Below are 25,106 nucleotides of genomic sequence, written 5' to 3'. Positions count from 1 at the left end.
TCGTTAATTAAGCATTTGCCGCTTCAAACTTCTTCATAAACTCAACCAGCGCTGCCACACCTTCCAACGGCATTGCATTGTAGATAGAAGCGCGCATACCACCAACAGCGCGGTGACCTTTCAGCGCAACCAGTCCCTCAGCCTCAGCCTGCTCCAGGAAAGCGGCATCCAGTTCCGGTTTTTCCAGTTGGAATGGTACATTCATCAGAGAGCGGTTATCCGGGTGAATGCCATTTTTGTAAAACGGTGACTGATCAATGTAGTCATACAGCAAAGCCGCTTTTTCACGGTTAATCTTTTCGATAGCAGCAACACCACCGATACCTTTCAGCCATTTAAATACCAGGCCAGACAGGTACCAGGCAAAGGTTGGTGGTGTGTTGAACATAGAATCTTTTTCCGCCAGTACTTTATAATCCAGCACGCTCGGCAGAACTTTTCTTGCCAGACCCAGCATGTCATCGCGAACGATAGCAATGCAGATACCAGCAGGTCCGATATTTTTCTGTGCACCCGCGTAGATCACGGCATACTTAGAAACGTCAATTTCACGGGAAAGAATCGTTGAAGACATATCCGCAACAATCGGCTTATCCGTTACCGGTAAGTCATTAATTTCAATACCGTCGATGGTCTCATTCGGGCAGAAATGCACATAAGCAGCATCTTCAGAAATTTTCCACTGATCTGCCGGTAAAATAGCCGTTTTTCCATCTTTTTCTGTCTTAGCAACAAAAACGTCCGGTTCACAATACTTTTTCGCTTCGGCAATCGCACTCTCAGCCCAGTAGCCACCATCAATATAAGTCGCTGTTTTTGCTTCCCCTAGCAGGTTAAGCGGTACGGCAGCAAACTGAGCGCGGGCACCACCCTGACAGAAAAGCACTTTATAGTTGTCCGGAATCTTATATAAATCACGCAGATCTTGTTCCGCCTCTTCTGCCACCTGAATAAATTCTTTACTACGGTGGCTGATTTCCATTACGGATGTGCCAAGCCCATTCCAGTTAACCAGCTCCGACTGTGCTTGTTTCATTACTGGCTCGGGTAGTTTTGCTGGTCCTGCACTGAAATTATAAATCGTATCCATGGTGGCGATTGCTCCTGCTAAAATGAATTTTGTGATAGGGTCCGCTTAATTTTTATCCTTTGGGTTGACAAAAAGAATAAGCTACCGCAAGTAATACCACGTTTTTCAGTATAGAAAAAGTATAAAAAAAGAGGTCCGAAGACCTCTGCGTATAAAAAGCAATATTTTGTGGTTTTACTGATGGAAAAACATCGGTAATAACAAAGGAAATAGTGGCACCTTTTGACCATTTTCAAACTCTAAACTTCCCTGGCTGATATCAGCATGAATCTCAATACCCTTGTCAGTTTCTGTTGCCATTTCCATAATAATTAACTCATCCAGCCCCTGCTTGATATAAGGGTACTGTTTAACCATTTCATGAGAAATGAAGGTATTGACATTGCCTTTCAGCTCAGAGAACACCTTACCGATATCCTCACTGACATGCGCTATCCCTTCCGGTAAGGTCAATTTCAAATCCGAATCAAACCGGCCGTCACCAATCGATACCTGCATGTTATTCACCGAGAAATAGAGCCCTTTACTCAGAAACTCATCAATTGCAGCATTTCGTTGTACATGATCGTTATGATTTAGCTGACTCAATACCTGCATTGTTTTTGCGTCTAATGCCCCCCAGGTCATATCCAGTTGAGCTTTATCTACCATGCCATCGCCTGAAACCAGTCTGCTTCCTTTAAGGATATGATTAGAGTCTATTTTTCCGGTAAGCTTGTCTTTTTCAGAGTGAATCCGGTAACTGAACTCTTCTCCCTGAAATACAGGTCCGTTGCCTTTAGCCAGCAGGGCTACCTTTTTCAGGTCAAACTGATGAGAGCCCAGCCAAAAACCATATTCTCTTTTCCCGTCACCCGTTCCTTTTAATTCCGTCAAAGTCAGAGTATCCCCATTCGCGAACTTCAGTTGCACCAGAGGGATATCCAGAGTAAAACTGACTTCCCCTAAAACGGAGGCTTTACCACTGAGCTCCGGCTGAGTTATCGCAACGACACTGCCGTCATCATAAGAACGATTGATAGTATCCATGTCCAGCTCAAACGTTGTATTCCCGTTCAACTGTGTCGTGGTATGCAGCACCGCTGGCAACTCAGGAACGCCAACAGGAACCGTTTCCGCTGTAAGATTCATCACCCCATGGTTGATCGTATGCTTTAGTGTCATTTCTGAGGGCAGTCCATCACTCAACAACTTGTGCTTCGTCTCCGGATCAGTGACTGAATACCGGGTGACTGCAACAGAAGACAGATACCCTCGCTCATAACTGACTAACTCAGCCGAATAACCATTATTCTGCTTCTGCAGTTCTGCAATACCATCACTCAATAATGTCTGCCCAATCTGACCGACAGCCAGGGGCCAGCAGGCAATTAATGCCACCGTACCGCCTATTGCACCTATTCTTTTCAATTGCTGCATAACATCTTTCTCATTATCTGAACGTTGAGCCAGCCCGGCTCGATTAAGCCCAGTCTATAGAAACTCTTAAGGGGATAACACCCTTATGCTGAAAAAACAGATAAAGATAAAAATTTGAGGCAAATCAGCCTTTTCTGAGTAAAACCACAAAACAGATCATATTTTTAACCATATATCCTCCCAAACGCCTGAAACTTGCTAAAGTGACAGTAAAACTGTATTGAGGTTAGTGTGAATCCATACGTTTTACTCTACTTAGATAATGATCCGGTTGCGGTTGAAAAACTGAGGACTGAACTCGCCCCTCTTGCGACTCACTTTGATATCTGCTGTCTCGACTCCATCGAAGAGGCCGAACAGACGTTGGACTATGTTCAAAGCCGGGAGCAAACCGTTGCCATGGCTATTACCACATCCAACGGTGATCTGGATGGCGCTGAGTTTCTAATCCAACTGGATAAAGCTCCGCATACAAGAAATGCCAGAAAAGTACTGATCAGTGACGAAGAAAATATCAACAGTATTCTGAATGCTGTCAATGAAGGCCGCCTTGATCATTGCCTGACGAAACCTCTCGCGCCAAACACCTTACTCGACACCGTCAAAAAAGAACTGACAACCTATATACTCGGCCTTAAAAATGAAGACTGGCTGTATTACAGCTCTGTATTGGATCAGCCTCGTATATTGGATGCCCACATCAATAAAAAAGTCAGTTCTTATCAGGCAGGGTTTATTCATGACTTTCACAAACTCAGTGATTCCTATCTGACAGACAAAGTGATTGGAGCCCTGCTGAAGTTTTTTTCTGAAAAAGACGAAACCAATGCATGCCGCACTTATTCCCCGGATCATTTACTGACCGTTGAAGGAGAACCAAACGAATTCCTTTGGTTTATTGTCGAAGGTGATGTCGCACTGTATAAGAAAGACGAAGCCGGAATACAGCGGGAAGTAGTCCGGCATACAAAAGGAAACATTGTCGGAGGCATGTCTTTTGTCACGGGAGAAAATTCTTTTTCTACGGGCGTCACACTGACCCGGACCAAAGTGATCAAATTAGACAAAGCGATTTTTTTCCAGGTCATGCATACAAACAGTGAACTGTTGCCTCTGTTTACTAACCTGCTACTGCGTCACTTTAATCGACGCCTGCAAAGAAATATCAATACAAAACTTGAGCTGCAGAAAACACTCGAGTCACTGGAAAACGCCCATCAGCAATTAGTGGAAAAAGAAAAAATGGCGATGTTAGGCCAGTTGGTGGCTGGTGTGGCCCATGAACTGAATAACCCAATCGCGGCTATTCTGCGTGGTGCAGAAACATTGACTTCAAAAATAGATGAACTTATTCACTCCCCGCTTCCAGGCTCTCACCAGGAGCTGGGTGCTCACATTTTGACGGAATCGATGCACGCCCGGCCGATGTCGACTTCGGAAATCCGTCAACAGAGTAAAGCCATTATTCCCAAGGTTGGCGATAAGCAGTTAGCGAAGAAAATTGTTCAGTTGGATCTGCATGGCGATCTGGACGAAGTGATTCAATTGGGTAAAGAAACCGGCAATTTGGCGAATACCATCAGCGGGCTGGAAAAATACCACGTAGCCGGTTCGACCTTACGCTCCATCCAGGTATGTGCCAAACGAATTGCGGACATGGTCAAAAGTCTTAAAGGCTATGCGCGCCCTGACGATGAAAAGATGCATAAAGTTAATATCCATGAAGGTATTGAAGACACTCTGGTCATCTTTGAAAACAAACTTAAACGCCATCAGGTCATAAAAGAGTATCAACCTTTGCCGGAGATTCCCTGCCTGCCTATTGCACTACAGCAAGTCTGGACTAACCTGATATCGAATGCCATTGATGCGTTCCCTGATAAGGGTTGCCTGACTATCAGTACCGAGTCAGTTATCCGGAATAGTCAGGAATATGCCAAAATCACGTTTGAAGACAATGGACATGGGATTCCGGAGGAAGAACAGAAGCATATCTTTGAGCTCAATTATACCACTAAAAAAGAAGGTAATTTCGGGCTGGGAATCGGGCTTTCCGTTTGTCAGCAGATAATGGCCCAACACGGAGGCTGGATTGAGGTTGAATCCCGTACCGGTAAATTTACCCGGATGATCGTCTGGCTACCTTTCGAACAAAACACTCTCTTTGCCAATACGGATAAGGACAGACCATGAAAAAATACCTGATGCTATGCGTTGATGATGAACGTGAAGTACTGGACAGCGTTATACAGGATCTCTCTGGCTTTGAAGATCATTTTATGGTCGAAGGCGCTGAATCCGTTGCCGAAGCCAAAGAGGTCATTGAAGAATATGCCGAAGATGACATAAAACTGGCTCTTATCTTATGTGACCACATTATGCCGGAGCAAAACGGCATTAACTTTTTAATAGAGTTAAACCAAAATGACGAAACCCGTTCTGCCAGGAAACTTCTGCTGACCGGCCAGGCCGATCTGGAAGACACTATTCAGGCGGTCAATAATGCCAGCCTTGATTACTACATCGCTAAGCCCTGGAAAGGTGATGAGCTTGTCGAAACTTTGACACAGCAGCTCACCCAATATGTTATTGATAACGAAACCGATCTGATGCCGTGGGCTCAAATACTGGATACAGTAAAAATATTTGACGCTATAGCAGAAAGACGGACTCAATTTGGTGAATAATGTGATATAAAGCACAAAAAACCCAGCCATAGAACATAAAGTCTTGCTGACTGAGAGCCTATATGCATTTATGGCATTCAACTTGCTAAATTACAGAAAAGCTAAGCACCAGCGACAAATTTTTGGTGGCTTACATTGTATGGTTAGGTTCTGTTTATCAACAGCGAACAGATATGCCACCATCAGGGATAAACATTCAGGATATAGGTTTATTTACTACTATGCGTAAAATTCTAATTACCGCTGGCCTTCTGCTGGCATCAAGCAGTGCATTTTCAGCTCAGGATCCCGATCGTACTGTTATGAGCAACTTTAGCTATGACTATGCCGAGGCTCGTATCGGTATGGATCCCGTCACTTTCGGCGGCGCATTTAGCAAATCTGTTCACCCAAATGCTCACGCTGTCGTCCGGGCTGATTCTGAGTTTGATCAGGACTACAATATTGCTGCAGGTCTGGGCTTTCACGCCCCTATCAATAACTGGGCAGATTTAACCGGTGAGATGCTGGCTCGTATCGTCGACGACGCCAACATGGATATGGAAACCGGTATGGAACTGAACATTGGTGTTCGCCAATGGCTTGGCCCGCAACTGGAAGTCGGTGGTCGTATTGGCTATGTTGATATTGACACTGAAGACGATATTACAGGTACGGCGTTTGCTCGTTTCCACTCAACGGAACTGTTTACCCTTGGCCTTGAAGCAACCATGAATGGTTTCTACGATGATCAAATCATGTTTACCACACGCTTTAAGTTCTAAGAACAGCACACTACCCTGATAAAATACTGAGAGAAGCCACAACATTGTGGCTTCTCTTATTATGCCCTCGCTGGTTTTCTTTTACGCAAACGGGGATGAGAAACCGGAATTGCGGACAATAACTTACGGGTGTACTCCGCTTTAGGCGCATCAAAAATTTGCTTTACGCTGCCGTGCTCCACTATTTCACCAAAATACATTACCGCGACCCGGTCAGAAATATGACGCACCACAGAAAGGTCGTGCGAAATGAAGATCATAGCCAGATCCATCTCTTGCTGAAGTTTCAGGAGCAGGTTAAGAATTTGCGCCTGTACAGACACATCCAGTGCCGAGACCGATTCATCACAGATGAGTAATTTCGGTTTCAACGCAATCGCCCGCGCAATGCCTATTCGTTGTCTCTGTCCACCGGAGAACTCATGCGGATAGCGATTGATCGCATTCTCCGGCAACCCGACTTTCACCAATAACTCCTTAACCCACTTTTTCCTTTCTTCTTTTGACCCGATATTATGAATAACAAATGGTTCTTCAATGATCATGCCTATTGTGTGACGCTGGTTTAACGATTCCAGCGGGTCCTGAAACACTATCTGCATGTCTTTACGCAATGGGCGCATTTCACGGCTACTGAGTTCGGTAATATCCTTTCCTTCAAAAAAAATCCGCCCACCAGTAGGCTCATACAGCTTAAGAATAGCCCGTCCCAATGAACTCTTTCCGCACCCGGACTCACCAACCAACCCAAGCGTCTCTCCTCTGCGGACGAATAATGAAACATCATCCACCGCTTTAACGGTGTAGCCTTTACGGAACACTCCACCACCAGAGGTAAAATAGAGCTTCAGGTTTTCAACTCGGATAATTTCTTCCATGACCTTTACTCCGGATGATAGGGTTTAATGTCGATCATCTGTTTCGGCGGCTTATCCAGCCCCGGGACCAGACTCAGCAACTTTTCAGTATAGGGATGCTGAGGGTGATCAAACAGGCTGAAAACATCCGCATATTCGACGATCTTTCCGTCGTACATGACGGCAACATCATCACAGATTTCAGCGACAACCCCCAGATCATGGGTGATAAAAATCATCGCCATCCCGGTTTCTTCCTGTAAATCCAGCATAAGATCCAGAATCGATGCCTGTACCGTCACATCCAGTGCCGTAGTCGGTTCATCACAAATCAGGATATCTGGCTTGCAAGCCAGGGCCATCGCTATCATGACTCTTTGCCGCATACCACCGGACAGGTTATGCGGATACTCATTCAGCCTTTTTTCAGGCTGAGGGATACGCACTTTGTCCAGCATCTCGACAGCATACCGGTAACGTTCCTTCTTTTTGAGATCCGGCCGGTGTAAGGCAAGCACTTCGTTTAATTGCTTGCCGATACTGTGCACCGGATTCAGAGCCGTCATCGGATCCTGAAAGATGATAGAGATATGGTTACCCCTAATAGTGTACCTTTGCTCTTCCGATAGCGTCAGCAGATCAGTATCTCTATAGATAACCTTTCCTTTTGTGACACGCCCATAAGGTTGTGGCAACAAACCTAAGACAGACATGGATGTGACACTTTTTCCACACCCTGACTCACCGACCAACCCCAGCGTTTTACCCGCTTTTACTTCAAAGTCTACGCCTTTCAGAACCTTAATAATGCCTTCGTCGGAAGAAAACTCTGCCTCAAGGTTTTCCACCTTCAGAATAATATCCGGCTCAGTGTGTAATGTTGTTGTCATCGTCTTATCAGAACTTATAGGTATCATTCACAATCGTCACAGGTTCAAAGGTTTTACCATCTTCCATCGCTTCTTTCGTCTCTTTTTTTAGCTCTGGATCAATCCAGTAAGTACCCAGATCATAAGGGGCACTAATACTGAACAGGCTGTCCGTTTTCTTTGTCATCGGCTGCTTAGGAAACTTCATCCAGCGCCAGTATGCTTCGCGGGTATAGGGCACCATATAACCGGGTACTATGACATAGGCCTCAGCAATTATTTTCTGTATCTGGCGGGACAACGCTTCTCTTTTTTCCGTACTGAATTCATTGCGGTACTGCATGATCAGATCGTCCATCTGTGCTGTACTGTAGTTGGTAAAATTATTGGTCTGTGGTTTGTTTGCATTCACAGAGTGGAAGTACTCCCAGTACTGTGGCCGTTCCCCTGATCCCATATCATGGAAAGAAATATCGTGTTTCTTTTCGCTGACATACTTGAATGCAGATGAGCCATCGATCAGGTTCAGGGTTAATTCAAGGCCGGCTAATTTTGCCTGCTCCTTAAGGTAAGCAATGCGGGGGGTGTGGTGACGCGCCGCATAAGTGACGGCAAAGGAGAGCCGCTCGCCCTTTTCATTTATCCGGATGCCATCAGGCCCGATGCTATCAAACCCTGCCTTGGCAAAATACTCTGCGGCTTTCTTCGGTTCGAACTCAGGCGCTTTAATGTCTGTATTCGTATAGAGGCCCTGTCCAACACCCAGACCATTCGGTTTACGCACATAATCACCACGTAATACCTTTTCAATCATACCGTCGAAATCGGTCGCCAGAGCGATACCCTTGCGTACATTGATATCGTTAAGCAAAGGCTTTGCGGTATTCAGCCATAAACCACCCGCTCCCTGCGGGGTCTGGTTAAAGCCCCAGAATTTGTGGATATACCCTTTACGGTAAGGTTCGGTATCGGTTTTTTCATGCCAGAGAGAAGGCAGCACAACACCAAACGCATCCAGGTCACCTTTCTCAAAATGCTTCTTGGCAATATCGTTATCTCTGATCACCTGAATACGAATTCGGGCAACGTTATAACGATTCCGGTAGTACGGGTTGGTGTATCCCCACCAGTCTTTACCGACATGTTTAAACGTGAGTGACCGACCTTTTTTTACTTTATCCAGTTTATAGGCCCAGGTAGTTGGTTCGGCCTTAAAGTTGTAGCGACGAACAAAATCGTCCGCAATCCCGTCACCGTTTTTATCATTAACCGGTTTATAGAAATGCTCCGGTCTTGGTGCCAGATTCGTGCTGTACAGTAAATCACGCTTGTCTTTTGGCTCTGCAAGGGTGACAGAGAGGGTATGCTCATCGTATTTCGTTACTTTTTGAATGACTTTCGAATAATAAGTGTTATACCAGGGCGCAATGATATCTTTTGAACGCATGAGCTTGATCATAAAGGTAAAATCATCAGCAGTAACGGGTTCCCCATCCGACCACTCCGCCTTGGGGTTTAACCGGTAATATACCGTTTTATTATCATGACCAAACGCCCATTCCGTCGCTAATGCAGGGATCCATTTATCGGTATTCGGATGCTTGCTAACCAATCCGGGTTGAGCATCCAGCAGCCAGGCCCTGAAAGCACCATTGGCATCGGGCCCTATGGTACGAAACGTCTGTGGGAAACTACTGATATAAGTTCGGAACGTTCCCCCGAATATGGCGTTCTCTGAAGCGAACAACGGCTCGCTGATATTTGTTGTCCATTGCAGGTCATCAGGCAGGTCTGCCCCCCAGGCCGTACCGGATAATGCGATAAGGCAACATCCCGAAAGAAATACATTGTTTTTCATAACACTATCCTTTTTATAACACTATCCCTAGCTGTAACGTGTAAACCTAGCTGTAACGTGTAAATTTCTTAGGGTCAAAGGCAGCTCTGACGGCTTCACCAATGAAAGTCACCATCACCAGAACCGCAACAATGGAAACAACGACTGAGGTCGCGATCCAGGGAGAATCCAGGTTTGATTTCCCCTGTTGTAGCAGTTCTCCCCAACTCGGGGTTGGCGGCATCAGGCCCAACCCCAAATAATCCAGCGCGGTCAGTGCCGTAATATTCCCTGCTATAGTAAACGGGGCAAGGGTCACAATCATCACCATGGTATTTGGTAATATATGCCGGAACAGAATACGTGACGTCGATGCGCCAATCGCCTTCGCCGCCATCACGTATTCACGGGCCGATTCTTTATATGTCATGGTTCTCATATACCAGGTCATCCCCATCCATCCAAACAGCACATTGATACCAACAAACAACATAAATGTCGGCTGGATAATAGAAACTAAAATCATAATGACATAGAGAAACGGCACCATAGACCAAATTTCAATCACCCGCTGAACAATAAGATCAAATTTACCGCCCCAGAACCCCATCGCACACCCCACCGCTGTCCCGATGGCATACGAAATAATCATTGTGATGAGCGCAAACCCCATCGCAATACGAAAGCCATACACCAATCGCGCCAGAATATCCCGGCCAATAACATCCGTTCCCAGATAGTGTTCACTTTCTGCATCAGGTGGTGTCGGCGGATAATTACCCGTAAAGTCCTGTTCATAGGGATTCCAGGGGATAACCGGCATAACAACAAAATTACTGCCACCGTTTTCAGCAAACTGTTTTTTTAGTTGCCGGTAATCTGTTTCGGCCGCATAACCCAACCCAAACTCACTTCCGATGATCACACTACTGACAACCGGGAAATAATATTCCCCTTCATACTTTACAATCAGCGCCTTACTATTGATGAAAAATTCAGCGAACAATGACAAAACAAGTAGAACGGAAAGAATAATCAGTGACCAGTAACCACGCCTGATTTCCTTAAAGCGTTTGATTTTTTTCTGCGTTAACGGGTCCATTCGAATCATAGTTTATTCTCCAAACCTCACACGCGGATCCACCAGGGCGACACAGATATCCGATAAAATATTCCCTATCAGTAACATAGTCGCATTAATCGCCACAATGCCCATAACAACCGGATAGTCACGTTCAATAATAGATTCATAGCCGAGCAGCCCAATGCCGTCGATATCAAATATCACTTCAATCAGAAATGATCCGGTCATAAAAAACAGCAACGAGTTACCAAAGTGGCTGGCAACCGGGATCAGGCTGTTTCGCAAGGCGTGTTTTCTGATGGCCTGTTTAAACGGCAAACCTTTAGCAATAGCCGTACGGATATAATCAGCGGAAAGATTTTCCATCAGATTATTTTTCATCGTCATAGTCAGAGTGGCAAAATCGCCTATCAGATAACAGATAAGAGGCAGTACTGCATGCCATAGAACATCTTTAACCTGCTCATAGAAGGACGTGTAGTCATCAAAGTCGTCACTGGTGAACGCTCCCATCGGAAACCACTCCAGATGATAAGCAAACCAGGTAATCAGCAGTACCCCAACCACATACCCGGGCAGAGCGTAACCGATAAAGATGAGAATTGAAGAGGCAGAGTCAAACCAGGAGCCGTGCTTCAGTGCTTTATAATAGCCAAGGGGAATCGAAATAAAGTAAGCAAAAAAGAAGGTCATCCCCCCATAAAACAGAGAGACAGGCAGCCTTTCTGCAATCATATCGATAACCGGCTCGTAATACCGGGTTGACTCACCAAAGTCCAGTGACATAAGTTTCGTCAGCCATTCCCAATACGCATCTAGCACGGGTTTGTCTAAACCGTAAAACTGATTTAGCTGCGCAATCTGATCCTCTGACAACGCTGAGCTAGCACCGACATCCGCTACCGCTGTCGCCGTTTCAGCAGACTCAAATTGCATACTCGCCAACATTCGCTCGACCGGCCCCCCGGGAACCAGGCGCGTAATTGCAAAAATTAAAATGGTGATACCTAAAAAAGTCGGTATGACCAGCGCCATCCTGCGCAAAAAATAGTTCAGCACCCTGTCCTTGTTCCTCTCTATTTCATGTATTAGTACATCATACTGATTATGATAGTAATTTTAAAATCAATGAAATGGAAAATGATCACTACTCTTATAACAATAGCTTAAGTATATCCAAGAGGCCTCAAGATGAGGGGATCATCTTGAAATCTCCTGGAGGATGGGGGTAAAACAAGAAAACCCGGCGATGCCGGGTTTTGTATATGAATCAGACTGATATCGCGGGTTAAACCATATAATTATAAATTACACGCACGTTTCAGGTCCTGCTTTCTGGACTCCTGCAGCAGTTTCCAGTGAACGCCATCAACCGCACCGGCAAAGCGCCATAAAAGGCGGACATCAACATCATTGCCATAGGCCTCGCACACACGTTTAAACACAGTCTCAGCGCCTAATTCCATAAAAGTAGACACGTCCTCTATCCCTGCCTTTTTCACCATCCGCTCAAGAGTCAATTGCATATTAGGCAGATCTCTCAGCCGGCGACTCTCTGCAGAGCGTTGTGCCTTTCTGTCTCCGATAGAACAATCAATTGATGTCAGGATTATTTTGTCAAGCTCTGCATCTCTGGATTCAAATAAGGTGGTAATATCATAATAATTTACCGTTGCGGTTGTCTGTTTTTTGACATGTCGGTATTTTTCACAGCCAAGCTCCTTCAACTTATTATCCAATTGATCGCCGCCACGGATATATACAGTGTCATCAATAAGCAAGGCATACATTGCTTCATCTTGAAACAGTCCTAAACCTCCGAACATAGAACGCTTTTGATACCTACCAAACTTTAACGCGTAATCACAAAAATGCTGTCTAGCCATATCCATTATTATATACCTCCAACTTCAGTTACTTCCCCCGAAAAATGCACAAAACCACATAGGTGGCGGGTAACCATAAACTGGTCAATAGGTTTTCATTCTGTTTTCAGGACCAACTTATTCTGTCGGTTCGGATATTCCGCAGCAGCATGACAATGATACTTAACAGCAAAAAATAAGTAAGTAAAAATGTCACAATTAGGTGACTCTAAACTCCCTTTTTTATGATGCCGATCACATTATAACAATACTAATCAAGCCTCTTTGTTTGCCATTAAAAAAAACATTGAATCTATTTACAATTAGAAACAGACTCAACATCACTGATTTTTCGCTAAGTTATGTTGCTAATACTCGGAATCAAATTGTAATATTGAATAAAGAAGCTAGAGAAAAGAAAATTACATGAATCATCTATCATTTTATTGGCTGCCAGAGAATAAGAAGCTTCTTTTAGAAAGCCTTGAATCTGAGTTTGCTCATCTGGTCGAACAATCCATTAATATGGGAAAGATTACCCTTCCTCCTATTCCTGATGTTGTTCTTAAAATCCAGCAACTATGTACCCACGAAGACACGGGCATTCCAGAAATTTCTGATTGCCTGACAGAAGATCCCGGCCTTACCGCTGTTGTTATCCGGGTGGCGAACTCTGTTGTTTTCAACCGCCGGAATATTACGTGTACAGATATTCATACCGCGGTATCCCGCCTGGGAATACTCCGTGTCCGGGATATTGTAACGGCTCAGGCAATTGAACAGATGAAGCATTCCGCCGATCTGAATAAAGAATGCAACAGTATTCTGACCAATAGCGCCACTGTATCGCGTGAACTTGCGGCTACGATGGTGCTTGTTACGCAGGAGGTACTAAAACACTCCGACGGAGAATATGCTTATCTTGAGGTTGAAAAATCGTTGTTAGTCGGGCTGTTGGCAGATATTGGTCTCTTCTGTCTGGTCAATGAATACCACCATTATCTGGATCGGGGTAATTATCTGGATCATAATCTCGCAATGCAGATTTTTAATTCCCGGTGCCCATCTACCAGTCAGCTGGTTCTTAAGGAGTGGGGATTCGACCATGACTTTATCGAAGTCGCAACTAATAAAGAGGCGGCAGACAATAAAGCGGAGATCTCTTACCTGGACATCGCACGCATGGCGAATCATCTCTTAATGTTCCGTCGTCAGGATGAAGAGCTTGATGATCACTATGTGGAATTTAATCTTGTGGGAGCAGAAGCTCTGTTCGAGTTAAGTAACCTGAACGAAACCGAATTTCAGGAACGTATTCATGAGGTTATGAATTCAACCGGGCTATAATATTAAACTGTATTTATACCGGCCTGCGCCTTTTCATACCATAAAAATGGGGATACTATGTATCCCCATTTTTGTTTAAATTCAAAAAGATATAATCTTAAATCAGGTGTAGTCGTTTTATGTTTTCCGGAATGCTGTTTATCTTTTCGCCTCTTATTGCGGGTTACTTTGTTTCTCTTTCTAATGAGTCCCTGCTGAACAAGATCAACCGTTACACCTCTAACATTATCTATATTATTCTCTCCCTGATGGGGTTGAGCCTCGCGGCTCTGGATAATCTGGGCAGTAATTTACAAAGCATTCTTATTTATACCGGCTCTTTTTTTGTCATTATCGGATTGTGTAATTTATCTGCACTGCCTTTTATTGACAAAATACTGCCGTTAAAAACAGAGCAGACAGGAAAACCTATTCCTCTCTCTATGATGCTCAAAGACTCCATTACCCTGATCATGGTTGTCGGATCTGGATTAATCATAGGTATCCTTCTGCCGATCAATCTCAGTTGGGTCGATACCGCTATAGAATGGACTCTGTTTCTACTGCTGCTCTTTATTGGTATTCAGTTACGTAACAGTGGCCTGACTCTGAGACAAATTCTGCTTAATAAGCACGGTATGATTATCTCTGTTGTCATTATTCTTTCCTCGTGGGCGGGTGGTATCATCGCCGCATTTATTCTTGATCTACCTATTTATCAGTCCCTTGCAATGTCGTCCGGGTTTGGTTGGTACTCATTATCCGGCATTCTAATGGGGGATGCGTATGGCCCGGTTTTCGGGGGAGCGTCCTTCATGCTGGAATTACTCCGGGAACTGGTGGCACTGGTGAGTATTCCGCTTATGGTCAGAAACAGGCCTTGTACCGCTATTGGCTATGCAGGCGCTACGGCTATGGATTTCACTCTCCCAGTGATTCAGTCAAGTGGTGGAGTGCGTTGCGTTCCGGTGGCTATTGTTAGCGGGTTTATTCTCAGCCTGGTGGTTCCGTTTTTTATGCTGTTTTTTGTGTCATTAGGCCCGGTATAAAAATCCGGAAAAATCAGTTTACGGAATTAAAACGGGACTTTGATCTAATTTTCGTTTAGATTGTCCCGCCAGAAACAGATAAGTGAATGTAAAAGCAATACGAGTATGTTATCGGAAAATAAAACAGCAGATGTCAGCTTCGAAAGCCTGCTTCGGATATTTACGGTCCCGGAAGCCCCGGATTCCACCTTATCCAGAATCGAAACTGAACTCTCGCAGAACCTCAATCAGTTTCTGAGGGAGCATATCGTCGCAGAAGAAAAACGCTTAAGTGATATTGAGAAAGATTTTTCTGACCCTATTCTGCCCGAAAAGCCTTCTTTTGTTTCCGACCATACACAACACCTGCTGGATACATTAGTATCACAGTCCGTGCATACCTCTGCACCAAGCTTTATCGGACATATGACATCGGCACTTCCATATTTCATTATGCCGTTGTCTAAGATCATGATTGCACTGAATCAGAATCTGGTGAAGATTGAAACATCAAAAGCCTTCACACCACTTGAACGTCAGGTTCTGGGTATGCTTCACCGGCTTTTCTATGCCGAAAGTGATGCTTTCTATACAAAGTGGATGCACAGCGCCAAGCACTCTCTCGGCGCATTCTGCTCTGGCGGCACCATCGCAAACATCACCGCATTGTGGGTGGCAAGAAACAACGCACTGAAAGCAGATGGCACTTTCCGCGGTGTAGAGAGCGAAGGTCTCTTTAGGGCGATGAAATATTATGGCTATGATGATCTTGCCATATTGGTTTCCGAACGGGGACACTATTCACTAAGAAAAGCAGCGAATATTCTGGGCATCGGCCAGGATAATCTTATTGCAGTCAAAACTGATGACAATAATAGAACCTGCATTCAAGACCTTGAACAAAAACTTTCAGATCTAAAAAGAAAAAATATCAAGCCGTTTGCCATCATCGGTGTGGCCGGAACGACAGAAACCGGGAATATAGATCCTCTTAGAGAAATGGCTGAGATCAGTCATCGGGAACAGTGTCATTTTCACGTTGATGCTGCCTGGGGTGGTGCAACCATGATGTCGAAGAACAATCGTCACCTTCTGGATGGCGTTGAGCTGGCAGATTCCATCACCATTGATGCCCATAAACAGCTGTACTTGCCCATGGGGGCTGGCATGGTTTTGTTTAAAAACCCGGATGCGGTTTCTGTTATTGAGCACCACGCTGAATACATTCTGCGTAAAGGCTCCAAAGATCTGGGCAGCCATACTCTGGAAGGCTCACGCTCAGGTATGGCAATGCTGGTGTATGCAGCCATGCATATTATCAGCCGTCCTGGGTATGAACTTTTGATTGATGCAAGCATCAATAAAGCCAAATATTTTGCAGATTTAATCAGCAAACAAGAAGATTTTGAACTCATTTCCGACCCTGAGCTGTGTCTGCTGACCTATCGGTATGTTCCGGAAAAAGCCCAAAAAGCCCTTAGCCTGGCAGCCGGTGATCACAAAGATAAATTACACCGACTTCTTAATGAATTGACCACGTACATTCAGAAGCGTCAGCGTGAATCCGGAAAATCATTTGTCTCACGAACCAGACTGAACCCGGCTAAGTGGGATTATCTGGACACGATCGTATTCCGGGTGGTTCTGGCTAATCCACTGACCACTGAATCCATTCTTTCCGCCATTCTTGAAGAGCAGAGAGACATTGCGGCGCACTGCCATTCTCTTCGGAAAGAAATCGATGAGCTAATAGAAAAAATACAGGATTCAAACTGAAATTTTCTTTCTGATTTATGTAATTAATTAATCAATCAGAAGGCACCCAGCGGGAATTCTAGCGTTTTTATCGCGTACCCAGCTTCCAAAACTGAAATTTTGTTTGAGGTTTGTCATATTCTCGCTAATAAATCTCGTTTTTAAACCGCTTTTATTTCTTTCAGCAGAACACTTAGGTTTATACTGGAATAAAGTTGTAGGTTCATTCAAGCTGCCAGCATGTTAACGCGAAGAATGGGCGTGTGAGTAGTATATAATTTACTGTCTAATCTTATGAATACACTAGAAAAGATACGAAAAAGCCTGGATAACTTCAGCAAATCAGAACGCAAAGTGGCTGAAGTCATCATGGCTTCTCCACAGACGGCAATTCACTCCAGTATTGCAACGTTAGCCAAGATGGCTGATGTGAGTGAGCCAACGGTTAACCGTTTTTGCCGACGTTTGGACACCAAAGGTTTTCCTGACTTTAAGCTTCACCTGGCTCAGAGCCTTGCGAACGGTACTCCGTATGTGAACCGCAATGTAGAAGAAGATGACGGTCCGGACGCCTACGCACATAAAATTTTTGAGTCCACCATGGCTTGCCTGGACGTTGCGAAAAACAGCCTGGACCCATTGCAGGTCAACCGTGCGGTTGATTTGCTGACTCAGGCTAAGCGCATCTCCTTTTTTGGACTCGGAGCCTCGTCTGCAGTTGCGAAAGATGCTCAGAATAAATTTATCCGCTTCAACATCCCTATCGCCTGCTTTGATGATATTGTGATGCAGCGTATGAGTTGTATCAATTGCACTGATAATGATGTTGTAGTGCTGATTTCTCATACTGGCCGGACAAAAAGTCTGGTTGAAGTAGCAGCACTGGCGCGAGAAAATGGTGCCACTGTAATCGCTATCACTGCCAAAGACTCACCTCTGGATAAATCGGCTTCTCTGTCGATTACTCTGGATGTCCCGGAAGATACCGACGTTTATATGCCGATGGCAAGCCGTGTCGTACAGATGACCGTTATTGATGTGCTGGCAACCGGGTTTACCCTGAGACGTGGTACCGGCTTCAGGGAAAACCTTAAACGGGTAAAAGAGGCTCTGAAAGATTCACGTTACGATAAAATTACCCAATTCTGATGCTTTACCTTTAGCCTCCTTCCGGGAGGCTAAACACCCTTCTCCAGCTTATGATTTACTTCTTTAATATGCACTTTTTCCATTTGAATATCTGATACCTCTCCTGCTCTTAACCCCTCACTTCCTGCACATACCTGTTTGAGAATATGCATTAATCGTCCTTCTGTTAACGGCAAAGGGTTTCCTTTAATTGAAGAAGACTGCATCGCATCACCGGCAACCTTATCAAAGGGAACGGAACACACTTCAAACTCCGTTAACTGGGGCACTTTAAACCGTTCAAGCATCCTGCTTGCCCAGGTAACACCATCTGATTCGTTTGAACTTGTGTTACCTGTAACAATCCGGGCCAGCTTCCGGTATCGGTGAAGAAGATCATTACGCCCGGCCAATCTGGCGGCATTGATATTTTCTTCCATCACATAAGGTCCCAGTCTGGCAGTAATCACACTATGAGGGGCGTTTATTTTCCCACCCAGAGAAGACGCCAGTCCATTCGCGGCTCCCAGCTTTGTATTCGAGATAGCCATACCGCCAAGCATGGCGGCAAAGGCCAGGTCAGATCTGGCTTTGAGATTGTTTTCAAGACACCCGGAGAGAATAGCCTTGCTCAACCGGCGAAGGCCTTCCTCACAAATCATATCGGTCAAGGGGTTCGGGTCACCACATACATAAGACTCCATCAGATGGGTAAATGTCTTCATGGCTCCCCTGCCCGACAAAAATGAGTCCATATCATAAGTCAGGGTGGGATCAACAATAGCAACGTCGGGAAGGATATCGGGGCTGCGCAGACTGACTTTAACCTTGTCCTGCCCAGACCGCAAAACGGCTTTATTCGTTACTTCAGCCCCGGTACTAGCATTCGTCGGAATCGCGATCATCGGGAGACACTTTGCCTTCAGAGGGACACTTCGTCCGACAACTTCAACGTAGTCATAGACATCCCCCTGGTTTGGGATAATCGCCGCCAGAGCCTTGCCCATGTCCAAAGCACTGCCTCCCCCCATTGCAATAACCATATCAGGCTTAAAACGCCTCCCTATAACCGCCGTTTCTTCCACCATTGTTATATGAGGTTCCCCATACACAGATACATGCTGGTAACGCATATTCTGGCTGTTAAGGTAGGCCGTCAACTGTGCTGCCCGCTGATGATTTTTCCCTGTTACCAAAAGTACACTATACCCATAGTGATTAAGTATAGAGAGCGAGGAGACAAGCGCTCCTTCACCAAATATAATTCTGGCTGACGTCATAAACTGGAACATCTCTCTCTCCTTGATAACTTACTTATAGTAAAAAGATTAGCAGGTTCCGGCTGACTAGTGCGTGTTTCTCTTTCATCGATTTTACCTATCAGACCAAAAAGTGATTCCTGCTTTATTTCTACTAATGGTTGATGCATAGTAGCCCAATAAAATAAGCTGAATAAATTGAGAGGAAGTAAAATGTTTGTTGTTATTTTTGGTCGCCCTGGCTGCCCTTTCTGTGTCAGAGCTAAAAACATCGCGGATTCTCTGGAAGAAAAGCGCGACGATTTCAAATACCGCTATGTTGATATCCACGCCGAAGGTATCAGCAAAGCCGATCTGGAAAAAAGTGCCGGTAAGCCTGTAGAAACCGTGCCTCAGATTTTTATCGATCAGGAGCATATCGGTGGATGCACTGAGTTTGAGGCCTATGCAAAAGAAAATCTGGGCTTGTACGAGTAGTACAACCAACCAGGCTCCCCTACCGATGTAAAAAATAATCTTGGTGCTGTATTAATCTCAGCACCATATATCTTTTTTTTCGCACTCTTTCCCTATTTTCTGCTTATCATTTTCGTATATTCCTATACAATTTACCCACTCTCTTTCCTTTCCGTCACAACCTGTTGTTTTGAGCTAAGCTGTGAATATTGACGTCGCCACCATTCTTGAACAAAACCCCATTTTATTGATCTTTGTTGTGCTGGCCATTGGTCTGGCTATTGGCAAAATCCGTTTCGGGAGCCTGCAACTCGGTAACTCTATCGGTGTTCTTTTTACCGCCCTGGTTATGGGTAATATCGGTTTTTCTTTCAGCTATGATGCCCTGAGCATCGGTTTTATGCTGTTTATCTACTGTGTTGGTATCGAAGCCGGGCCCAATTTTTTCGGTATATTCTTCCGTGATGGCAAACATTACTTTCTTCTTAGTCTGATCGTACTCGTTACCGCCATTAGCCTGACCTATTTTACCAGCCATTACTTAGGCATTAGTTTTGGCTTATCCGCTGGTGTTATGGCCGGTGCACTGACCGCTACCCCGGTTCTGGTTGGTGCTCAGGATGCCCTCAATTCCGGTCTTGCCACACTGCCACATAATATGGAGATGGACGCCGTACTCAGGAATCTATCCGTTGGTTATGCCCTCGCCTATCTGGTCGGACTGACCAGTATGATTATGTTTGCCAAGCTACTGCCCAAGCTGCAAAAAGAAAACCTCCATGACAGTGCCGAGCGCATCGCAAAGGAACGGGGAATTGGTAATGCAGGACAGAAGAAAGTCTACCTGCCAATCATCCGGGCTTACCGTGTCGGACAAGAGCTCATTAACTGGATTGATGGAAGAAACCTGCGAGAATTGGGCATATATAGACAGACAGGTTGTTATATAGAGCGTATTCGCCGTGGGGGCATTCTGGCCCACCCAGATGGTGATGCGATCTTGCAGGAAGGCGATGAGATCGCTCTGGTCGGTTATCCGGACAGCCATGCACGCTTGGATCCTAGCTTCCGTAATGGTAAAGAGGTGTTCGACCGCAACCTGCTTGATTTACGAGTCGTCGAAGAAGAAATTGTAGTAAAGAGCGACAGCATTGCCGGCAAAAAATTATCAGATCTGAACCTTGCCGAATATGGCTGTTTCCTGAACAGGGTTGTCCGTGCACAGATAGAAATGCCGACCGATTTAAACATCGTCTTGGCAAAAGGCGACGTTCTACAGGTCAGCGGCGAAAAAAGCCGGGTTCACGGGCTGGCTGAACGCATCGGTTTTATTTCGATCCACAGTCAGATGTCTGATCTACTCGCTTTTTGCGGCTTCTTTATTCTGGGTATTCTGTTTGGCCTCATTACCATGACGTTTGGTCAGGTAACGTTTGGCCTTGGCAATGCCGTCGGGCTTTTGTTGTCCGGGATTACACTTGGTTTCTTACGGGCAAACCATCCTACTTTCGGCTATGTACCGCAAGGCGCACTGAATATGGTCAAAGATTTAGGACTGATGTTTTTTATGGTGGGGATTGGTCTGAATGCCGGCAGCGACATGCTGACTTACCTGAATGAAGTAGGTATGCAGGTCATTGCTATCGGCTTTATCGTCAGCGTGGTTCCTGTGGTTGTTGCCTATCTTGTCGGTGCTTATATCTTTAAGATGAACCGTGCCCTGTTATTTGGCGCTATTATTGGGGCCAGAACCTGTGCTCCGGCCATGGACATCGTTAATGACTACGCTCGTTCCACCATTCCGGCCCTTGGCTATGCAGGCACCTATGCCATTGCCAATATCCTGATGACATTAGCTGGTACGATTCTGATCATCCTGAGTTAAGTTGTACCAGAATGGGATAACCATAAATAAAAGAAAGGGCAGCGGAATGCTGCCCTTCTTATTACCAATAAGATACTTAACGGTTCACTTATACCATACAGATAAGCAAACATCTTATTAAGATATTAAATATCAATCACATCAAATTCTACTGCAGGGTTTACGTCTGCTTCGTAGTCAACGCCTTCAACACCAAAGCCAAACAGCTTCAGGAATTCCGCTTTGTAATCTTCGTAATCGGTCAGCTCTTTCAGATTCTCAGTTGTGATCTGCGGCCATAGCTGACGACAATGGTCCTGAATATCATCACGCAGTTCCCAGTCATCCAGACGCAGACGGTTCTTGTCATCAACTTCAGCTGCACTGCCGTCGTCTTTATACAGACGCTGGCTAAACATACGGTAAACCTGTTCCATACAGCCTTCATGTACGCCTTCTTCGCGCATTTTCTTAAAGACCATTGCGATATACAAAGGCATAACCGGAATTGCAGAGCTCGCCTGAGTCACAACAGACTTCAGCACAGCCACGTTCGCGTTACCGCCGGTTACAGATAGCTTAGCATTCAGTGCCTCTGAGGCACGGTCCAGGTCCATTTTTGCCTGACCCAGAGCACCATCCCAGTAGATAGGCCAGGTCAGTTCAGTACCGATATAGCTGTATGCCACCGTTTTGCAGCCTTCAGCCAGAACGCCAGCTTCTGAAAGCGCGTTGATCCACAGCTCCCAGTCTTCACCGCCCATAACCGTTACAGTGTCTTTGATTTCCTGCTCGGTAGCCGGCTCCACACTTGCCTCGATGATTTCATCTTTGTTAGTGTCAACCGCTGTCGATGTGTAAGTCTGGCCGATAGGCTTCAGGGAAGAACGCACCACTTCACCTGTTTCTGGCATCTTACGTACTGGTGAAGCCAGTGAATAAACGACCATATCAATCTGACCTAAATCTTCTTTAATCAGGTCGATGGTTTTCTGTTTTGCTTCATTTGAGAAAGCATCACCGTTCAGGCTTTTCGCATACAGGCCTTCTTCGTGAGCCAGTTTGTCAAACGCAGCCGCATTATAAAAACCAGCCGTGCCAGTTCTTTTTTCAGTACCGGCTTTCTCAAAGAAAACACCAATAGTTGACGCACCACCGCCGAATGCAGCCGCAATACGGGAAGATAGGCCATAACCACTTGAAGAACCGACAACCAACACACGTTTAGGTGCATTTTTGATCGGACCTTGTGCTTTGGTATAAGCGATTTGCTCTTTTACATTGGCTTCACAGCCCACAGGATGGGTTGTGGTACAGATAAATCCACGAATTCTTGGTTTGATGATCATATTCAACTTCCTTAAAAAAACGGTCAAAGGATAAAAGGTTACAGACAAGAGCGCACCCTTTTTCTGCTTATTTCCTTTTAATTCCTAAGTGGTTGGAGTTCTTATAGAGGTTGAATCACGATAGGTCAAGACTTCAGAAAAATCATTGCTGAAATGATCGACCTGAATCGCTCTGTAACGCAGTTTATCGGCATCACGAATCGCTTCAATTTCCTCTTCGGTCAAGACCCCAGCATCTAACGCTTGTTTAAGTCTTAACTCAAGAGGAGCCTTTGCTGACACTATACCCTGCTGAAACGCATTTTTGAGTTTTCTTTCCAATGGTCGTATACCGTACATGGCCTTAAATGCGCGATCAACAATGGCAACGGCATCGGTTTCATGCCCACCGACATAGCACAAACCGGTTAATCTTTCCCTGTGCGGGCCCGGACTCATTAAACTTTCCGCTATTTTCCCGGTGAGTTGATCAGATGGCTTGCGGAAGTAGTTACCATAAGGGAATATCCAGCGATTCAGAACGGTTCCGATCGCGAAAACAGGAAAATTGGCACAAACCTCCTGCAATGCAACTCCGGCATAATGCATACAGTGCTGAACCCCATAGTGAACATAAATCAGGTCACTTTGCTGACGACCATCATCTTCGTAGCGTTTCAACACCGCTGAGGCAATATACAAATAGCTGAGTACGTCCCCCAGCCGGGCCGATATCATCTCTCTCCGCTTAAGATCCCCTCCTAAAGTTGCCATGGCAATATCGGTACTGAATGAGAGCGCTCTGCTAAGACGAGTCAGTTGCCGATAATAGGCTTTTGTCTCTCCGCTAACACTGCTACTGATAAACCAAGACCCGGTCAGCCCTGCGGTTAATGTCCCAAGGCCATTACGTGTGGTATGCCGTATGTGCTGAAAGAATAACTGGCTGAATGTCTCCCTTCCCTGATTCTGATCCGGGTCAGCCGCCGCCGACATTTCATTCAATACATAGGGATGACACCGGATAGCCCCCTGACCAAATATCATCAGGTTCCGCGTAAGTACATTCGAACCTTCGACAGTAATGGCTATCGGAGTGCCGACATAGTGATTGGCCAGGTAATTCATCGGCCCTTCCTGAAGCCCGCGTCCACCGTGAATATCCATCGCGTCATTAATGATAACTCTGGCCATTTCGGTCATATGCGATTTTGCTATAGCAGTAATAATTCCTGGTTTTTCACGCAGGTCCAGAGCCGTCGTGGTCAGGGTCCGCGTTGCCTCGAGCATATAGGTCATGCCACCTATGCGGCCGAGCTTTTGCGCCACCCCTTCAAAATGCCCTATCGACACACCAAACTGCTTTCGGACGTAAGCGTATGCTCCTGTCGTACGAGCCGTCAGATGCCCGATAGCGGTTCCCATTGCAGGTAATGAGATACCCCGCCCGGCAGAAAGACATTCCATTAACATCTTCCAGCCCTTACCCGCATATTCTTGTCCGCCGATAATCCAGTCTATAGGAATAAATACCTCGTGTCCCCGTGTCGGGCCATTCATAAAAGCAAGCCCCATCGGATCATGCCTTTCACCGGTCTCAACACCGGGATGGCTGGTGGGAATCAGCGCCAGTGTGATGCCTAAATCCGATTCTTCACCAAGCAGCTGGTCAGGGTCATGTAATTTAAACGCAAGCCCTAATACCGTCGCCACCGGGGCTAGAGTGATATAACGTTTATCCCAGTTCAGCTGAATTCCGATAACGTCCTGCCCGTTATACTCACCCCGGCACACAACGCCGATATCCGGAATACTACCGGCATCCGATCCTGCTTCCGGACCGGTAAGCGCAAAGCACGGGATCTCCCGCCCATCGGCTAAACGTGGGAGCCAGTACTGCTTCTGAGGTTCCGTACCATATCGGGATAATAACTCAGCCGGGCCGAGGGAGTTAGGTACCATAACCGTTGAGGCCGCACTCACACTCCTTGAAGCAATTTTGGTGACAATCGTTGAATTAGCAAGCGCAGAGAAGCCATGCCCGCCATACTGCCTACTGATAATAAAAGCAAAAAAACCTTCCTTGCGCAGATAATCCCAAACATTGGGCGGAAGGTCTCTGTCCTGTTTGACGATCTGATAGTCATCCAGCATGGCAAGCAGAGTCTCGAGCTGATTGTCGATAAAGCTCTGCTCTTCGCTGGTCAGTTTAGGTGGTGGGTAGTGAAGTAATGCCTGCCAGTCCGGTTTACCGGAAAAAAGTTCGCCATCCCACCAGACACTACCGGCCTCCATTGCTTCCTTTTCTGTTTTTGAGAGCGGAGGAAGTACTTTTTTAAAGAAATTAAATATAGGATCACTGATCCAGTCTTTTCTCAATGAGCACATCACAACACCTCTGCCTATGTTTTTGTTCTATTGTAGAAATCTTAGTCATTAACTCCGATATCTACCCAGAAATGTGTTGCGATTGAGAGAGCCGTACCTTTC

At 45.6% G+C, this 25,106-nt stretch carries 20 protein-coding genes; 9 read left to right on the top strand and 11 right to left on the bottom strand.

Translation table 11 applies throughout. From position 1 onward, the window contains the following. Nucleotides 1-7: 7 nt before the first annotated feature. The gene (gene serC / locus DI392_RS07390; RefSeq protein WP_109319267.1) at nucleotides 8-1,090 is read right to left on the bottom strand and encodes a 3-phosphoserine/phosphohydroxythreonine transaminase; all 1,083 of its coding nucleotides are present in this window, start codon (nucleotides 1,088-1,090) and stop codon (nucleotides 8-10) included. A 174-nt stretch (nucleotides 1,091-1,264) separates the two neighbouring features. Then, nucleotides 1,265-2,509: a DUF945 family protein gene (locus DI392_RS07385; protein ID WP_109319266.1), complete on the bottom strand. Its 1,245-nt coding sequence runs from the start codon at nucleotides 2,507-2,509 to the stop codon at nucleotides 1,265-1,267. Nucleotides 2,510-2,740: 231 nt separating this feature from the next. Here DI392_RS07385 and DI392_RS07380 point away from each other — a divergent pair, with 231 nt between their 5' ends. From DI392_RS07380 to DI392_RS07370, 3 genes are all read left to right on the top strand, one after another. Next, on the top strand, nucleotides 2,741-4,702 hold the full coding sequence (locus tag DI392_RS07380; RefSeq protein WP_109319265.1) for an ATP-binding protein: 1,962 nt from the start codon (nucleotides 2,741-2,743) through the stop codon (nucleotides 4,700-4,702). After that, the gene (locus DI392_RS07375) at nucleotides 4,699-5,196 is read left to right on the top strand and encodes a response regulator (RefSeq protein WP_109319264.1); all 498 of its coding nucleotides are present in this window, start codon (nucleotides 4,699-4,701) and stop codon (nucleotides 5,194-5,196) included. Before DI392_RS07380 ends, DI392_RS07375 begins: the two co-directional genes overlap by 4 nt. 221 nt (nucleotides 5,197-5,417) lie before the next feature. Further along, nucleotides 5,418-5,960 (top strand): hypothetical protein, encoded by a 543-nt coding sequence (locus tag DI392_RS07370; protein WP_109319263.1) that lies wholly within the window; start codon nucleotides 5,418-5,420, stop codon nucleotides 5,958-5,960. A 59-nt stretch (nucleotides 5,961-6,019) separates the two neighbouring features. Here the strand turns inward: DI392_RS07370 and DI392_RS07365 are convergent, their stop codons facing one another. The 6 genes from DI392_RS07365 to DI392_RS07340 form a co-directional block, all read right to left on the bottom strand. After that, nucleotides 6,020-6,838 carry an ABC transporter ATP-binding protein gene (locus DI392_RS07365; protein WP_109319262.1) on the bottom strand — a complete coding sequence of 273 codons (819 nt, stop codon included), beginning with the start codon at nucleotides 6,836-6,838 and terminating at the stop codon, nucleotides 6,020-6,022. Nucleotides 6,839-6,843: 5 nt separating this feature from the next. Further along, nucleotides 6,844-7,707, bottom strand: coding sequence for an ABC transporter ATP-binding protein (locus tag DI392_RS07360; protein WP_109319452.1), 864 nt, complete (start codon nucleotides 7,705-7,707; stop codon nucleotides 6,844-6,846). A gap of 7 nt (nucleotides 7,708-7,714) precedes the next feature. Continuing rightward, nucleotides 7,715-9,544, bottom strand: coding sequence for an extracellular solute-binding protein (locus DI392_RS07355; RefSeq protein WP_109319261.1), 1,830 nt, complete (start codon nucleotides 9,542-9,544; stop codon nucleotides 7,715-7,717). Between the two features lie 46 nt (nucleotides 9,545-9,590). Next, on the bottom strand, nucleotides 9,591-10,634 hold the full coding sequence (locus DI392_RS07350) for an ABC transporter permease (RefSeq protein WP_109319260.1): 1,044 nt from the start codon (nucleotides 10,632-10,634) through the stop codon (nucleotides 9,591-9,593). A 3-nt stretch (nucleotides 10,635-10,637) separates the two neighbouring features. Continuing rightward, nucleotides 10,638-11,666 (bottom strand): ABC transporter permease subunit, encoded by a 1,029-nt coding sequence (locus DI392_RS07345; RefSeq protein WP_109319259.1) that lies wholly within the window; start codon nucleotides 11,664-11,666, stop codon nucleotides 10,638-10,640. A 242-nt stretch (nucleotides 11,667-11,908) separates the two neighbouring features. After that, entirely contained in the window at nucleotides 11,909-12,499 is a 591-nt protein-coding gene (locus DI392_RS07340) for a TfoX/Sxy family DNA transformation protein (RefSeq protein ID WP_109319258.1), read from the bottom strand. 399 nt (nucleotides 12,500-12,898) lie between these two features. On the opposite strand from DI392_RS07340, the gene DI392_RS07335 reads away from it, so the two are divergent. The 4 genes from DI392_RS07335 to DI392_RS07320 all read left to right on the top strand — a co-directional run bounded on the left by DI392_RS07335 (nucleotide 12,899) and on the right by DI392_RS07320 (nucleotide 17,730). Further along, the gene (locus DI392_RS07335) at nucleotides 12,899-13,819 is read left to right on the top strand and encodes an HDOD domain-containing protein (protein ID WP_109319257.1); all 921 of its coding nucleotides are present in this window, start codon (nucleotides 12,899-12,901) and stop codon (nucleotides 13,817-13,819) included. Between the two features lie 119 nt (nucleotides 13,820-13,938). Further along, nucleotides 13,939-14,847: a LysO family transporter gene (locus DI392_RS07330; protein WP_109319256.1), complete on the top strand. Its 909-nt coding sequence runs from the start codon at nucleotides 13,939-13,941 to the stop codon at nucleotides 14,845-14,847. Between the two features lie 105 nt (nucleotides 14,848-14,952). Beyond that, on the top strand, nucleotides 14,953-16,602 hold the full coding sequence (gene panP / locus DI392_RS07325) for a pyridoxal-dependent aspartate 1-decarboxylase PanP (protein ID WP_109319255.1): 1,650 nt from the start codon (nucleotides 14,953-14,955) through the stop codon (nucleotides 16,600-16,602). 273 nt (nucleotides 16,603-16,875) lie between these two features. After that, nucleotides 16,876-17,730 (top strand): MurR/RpiR family transcriptional regulator, encoded by an 855-nt coding sequence (locus tag DI392_RS07320; protein WP_109319254.1) that lies wholly within the window; start codon nucleotides 16,876-16,878, stop codon nucleotides 17,728-17,730. Nucleotides 17,731-17,759: 29 nt separating this feature from the next. On the opposite strand, the gene DI392_RS07315 is transcribed toward DI392_RS07320, so the two are convergent. Next, on the bottom strand, nucleotides 17,760-19,001 hold the full coding sequence (locus DI392_RS07315; protein ID WP_109319253.1) for an iron-containing alcohol dehydrogenase: 1,242 nt from the start codon (nucleotides 18,999-19,001) through the stop codon (nucleotides 17,760-17,762). Nucleotides 19,002-19,181: 180 nt separating this feature from the next. On the opposite strand from DI392_RS07315, the gene DI392_RS07310 reads away from it, so the two are divergent. Together DI392_RS07310 and DI392_RS07305 are read left to right on the top strand one after the other, a co-directional pair. Next, nucleotides 19,182-19,445, top strand: a complete 264-nt coding sequence (locus tag DI392_RS07310) for a GrxA family glutaredoxin (RefSeq protein ID WP_109319252.1) — start codon at nucleotides 19,182-19,184, stop codon at nucleotides 19,443-19,445. A gap of 181 nt (nucleotides 19,446-19,626) precedes the next feature. Then, complete coding sequence (locus DI392_RS07305) at nucleotides 19,627-21,309, top strand: aspartate:alanine antiporter (RefSeq protein ID WP_109319251.1); 1,683 nt, start codon at nucleotides 19,627-19,629, stop codon at nucleotides 21,307-21,309. A 125-nt stretch (nucleotides 21,310-21,434) separates the two neighbouring features. Here the strand turns inward: DI392_RS07305 and fabV are convergent, their stop codons facing one another. Both fabV and DI392_RS07295 read right to left on the bottom strand, forming a co-directional pair. Next, nucleotides 21,435-22,637 carry an enoyl-ACP reductase FabV gene (gene fabV, locus DI392_RS07300; protein WP_109319250.1) on the bottom strand — a complete coding sequence of 401 codons (1,203 nt, stop codon included), beginning with the start codon at nucleotides 22,635-22,637 and terminating at the stop codon, nucleotides 21,435-21,437. Nucleotides 22,638-22,721: 84 nt separating this feature from the next. Further along, nucleotides 22,722-25,004, bottom strand: coding sequence for an acyl-CoA dehydrogenase (locus DI392_RS07295; protein ID WP_109319249.1), 2,283 nt, complete (start codon nucleotides 25,002-25,004; stop codon nucleotides 22,722-22,724). Between the last annotated feature and the right edge of the window lie 102 nt (nucleotides 25,005-25,106).

The sequence above is a fragment of the Vibrio albus genome, from assembly GCF_003144035.1.
Lineage (GTDB): Bacteria > Pseudomonadota > Gammaproteobacteria > Enterobacterales > Vibrionaceae > Vibrio > Vibrio albus.
This window is presented reverse-complemented; position numbering and strand designations above follow the sequence as displayed.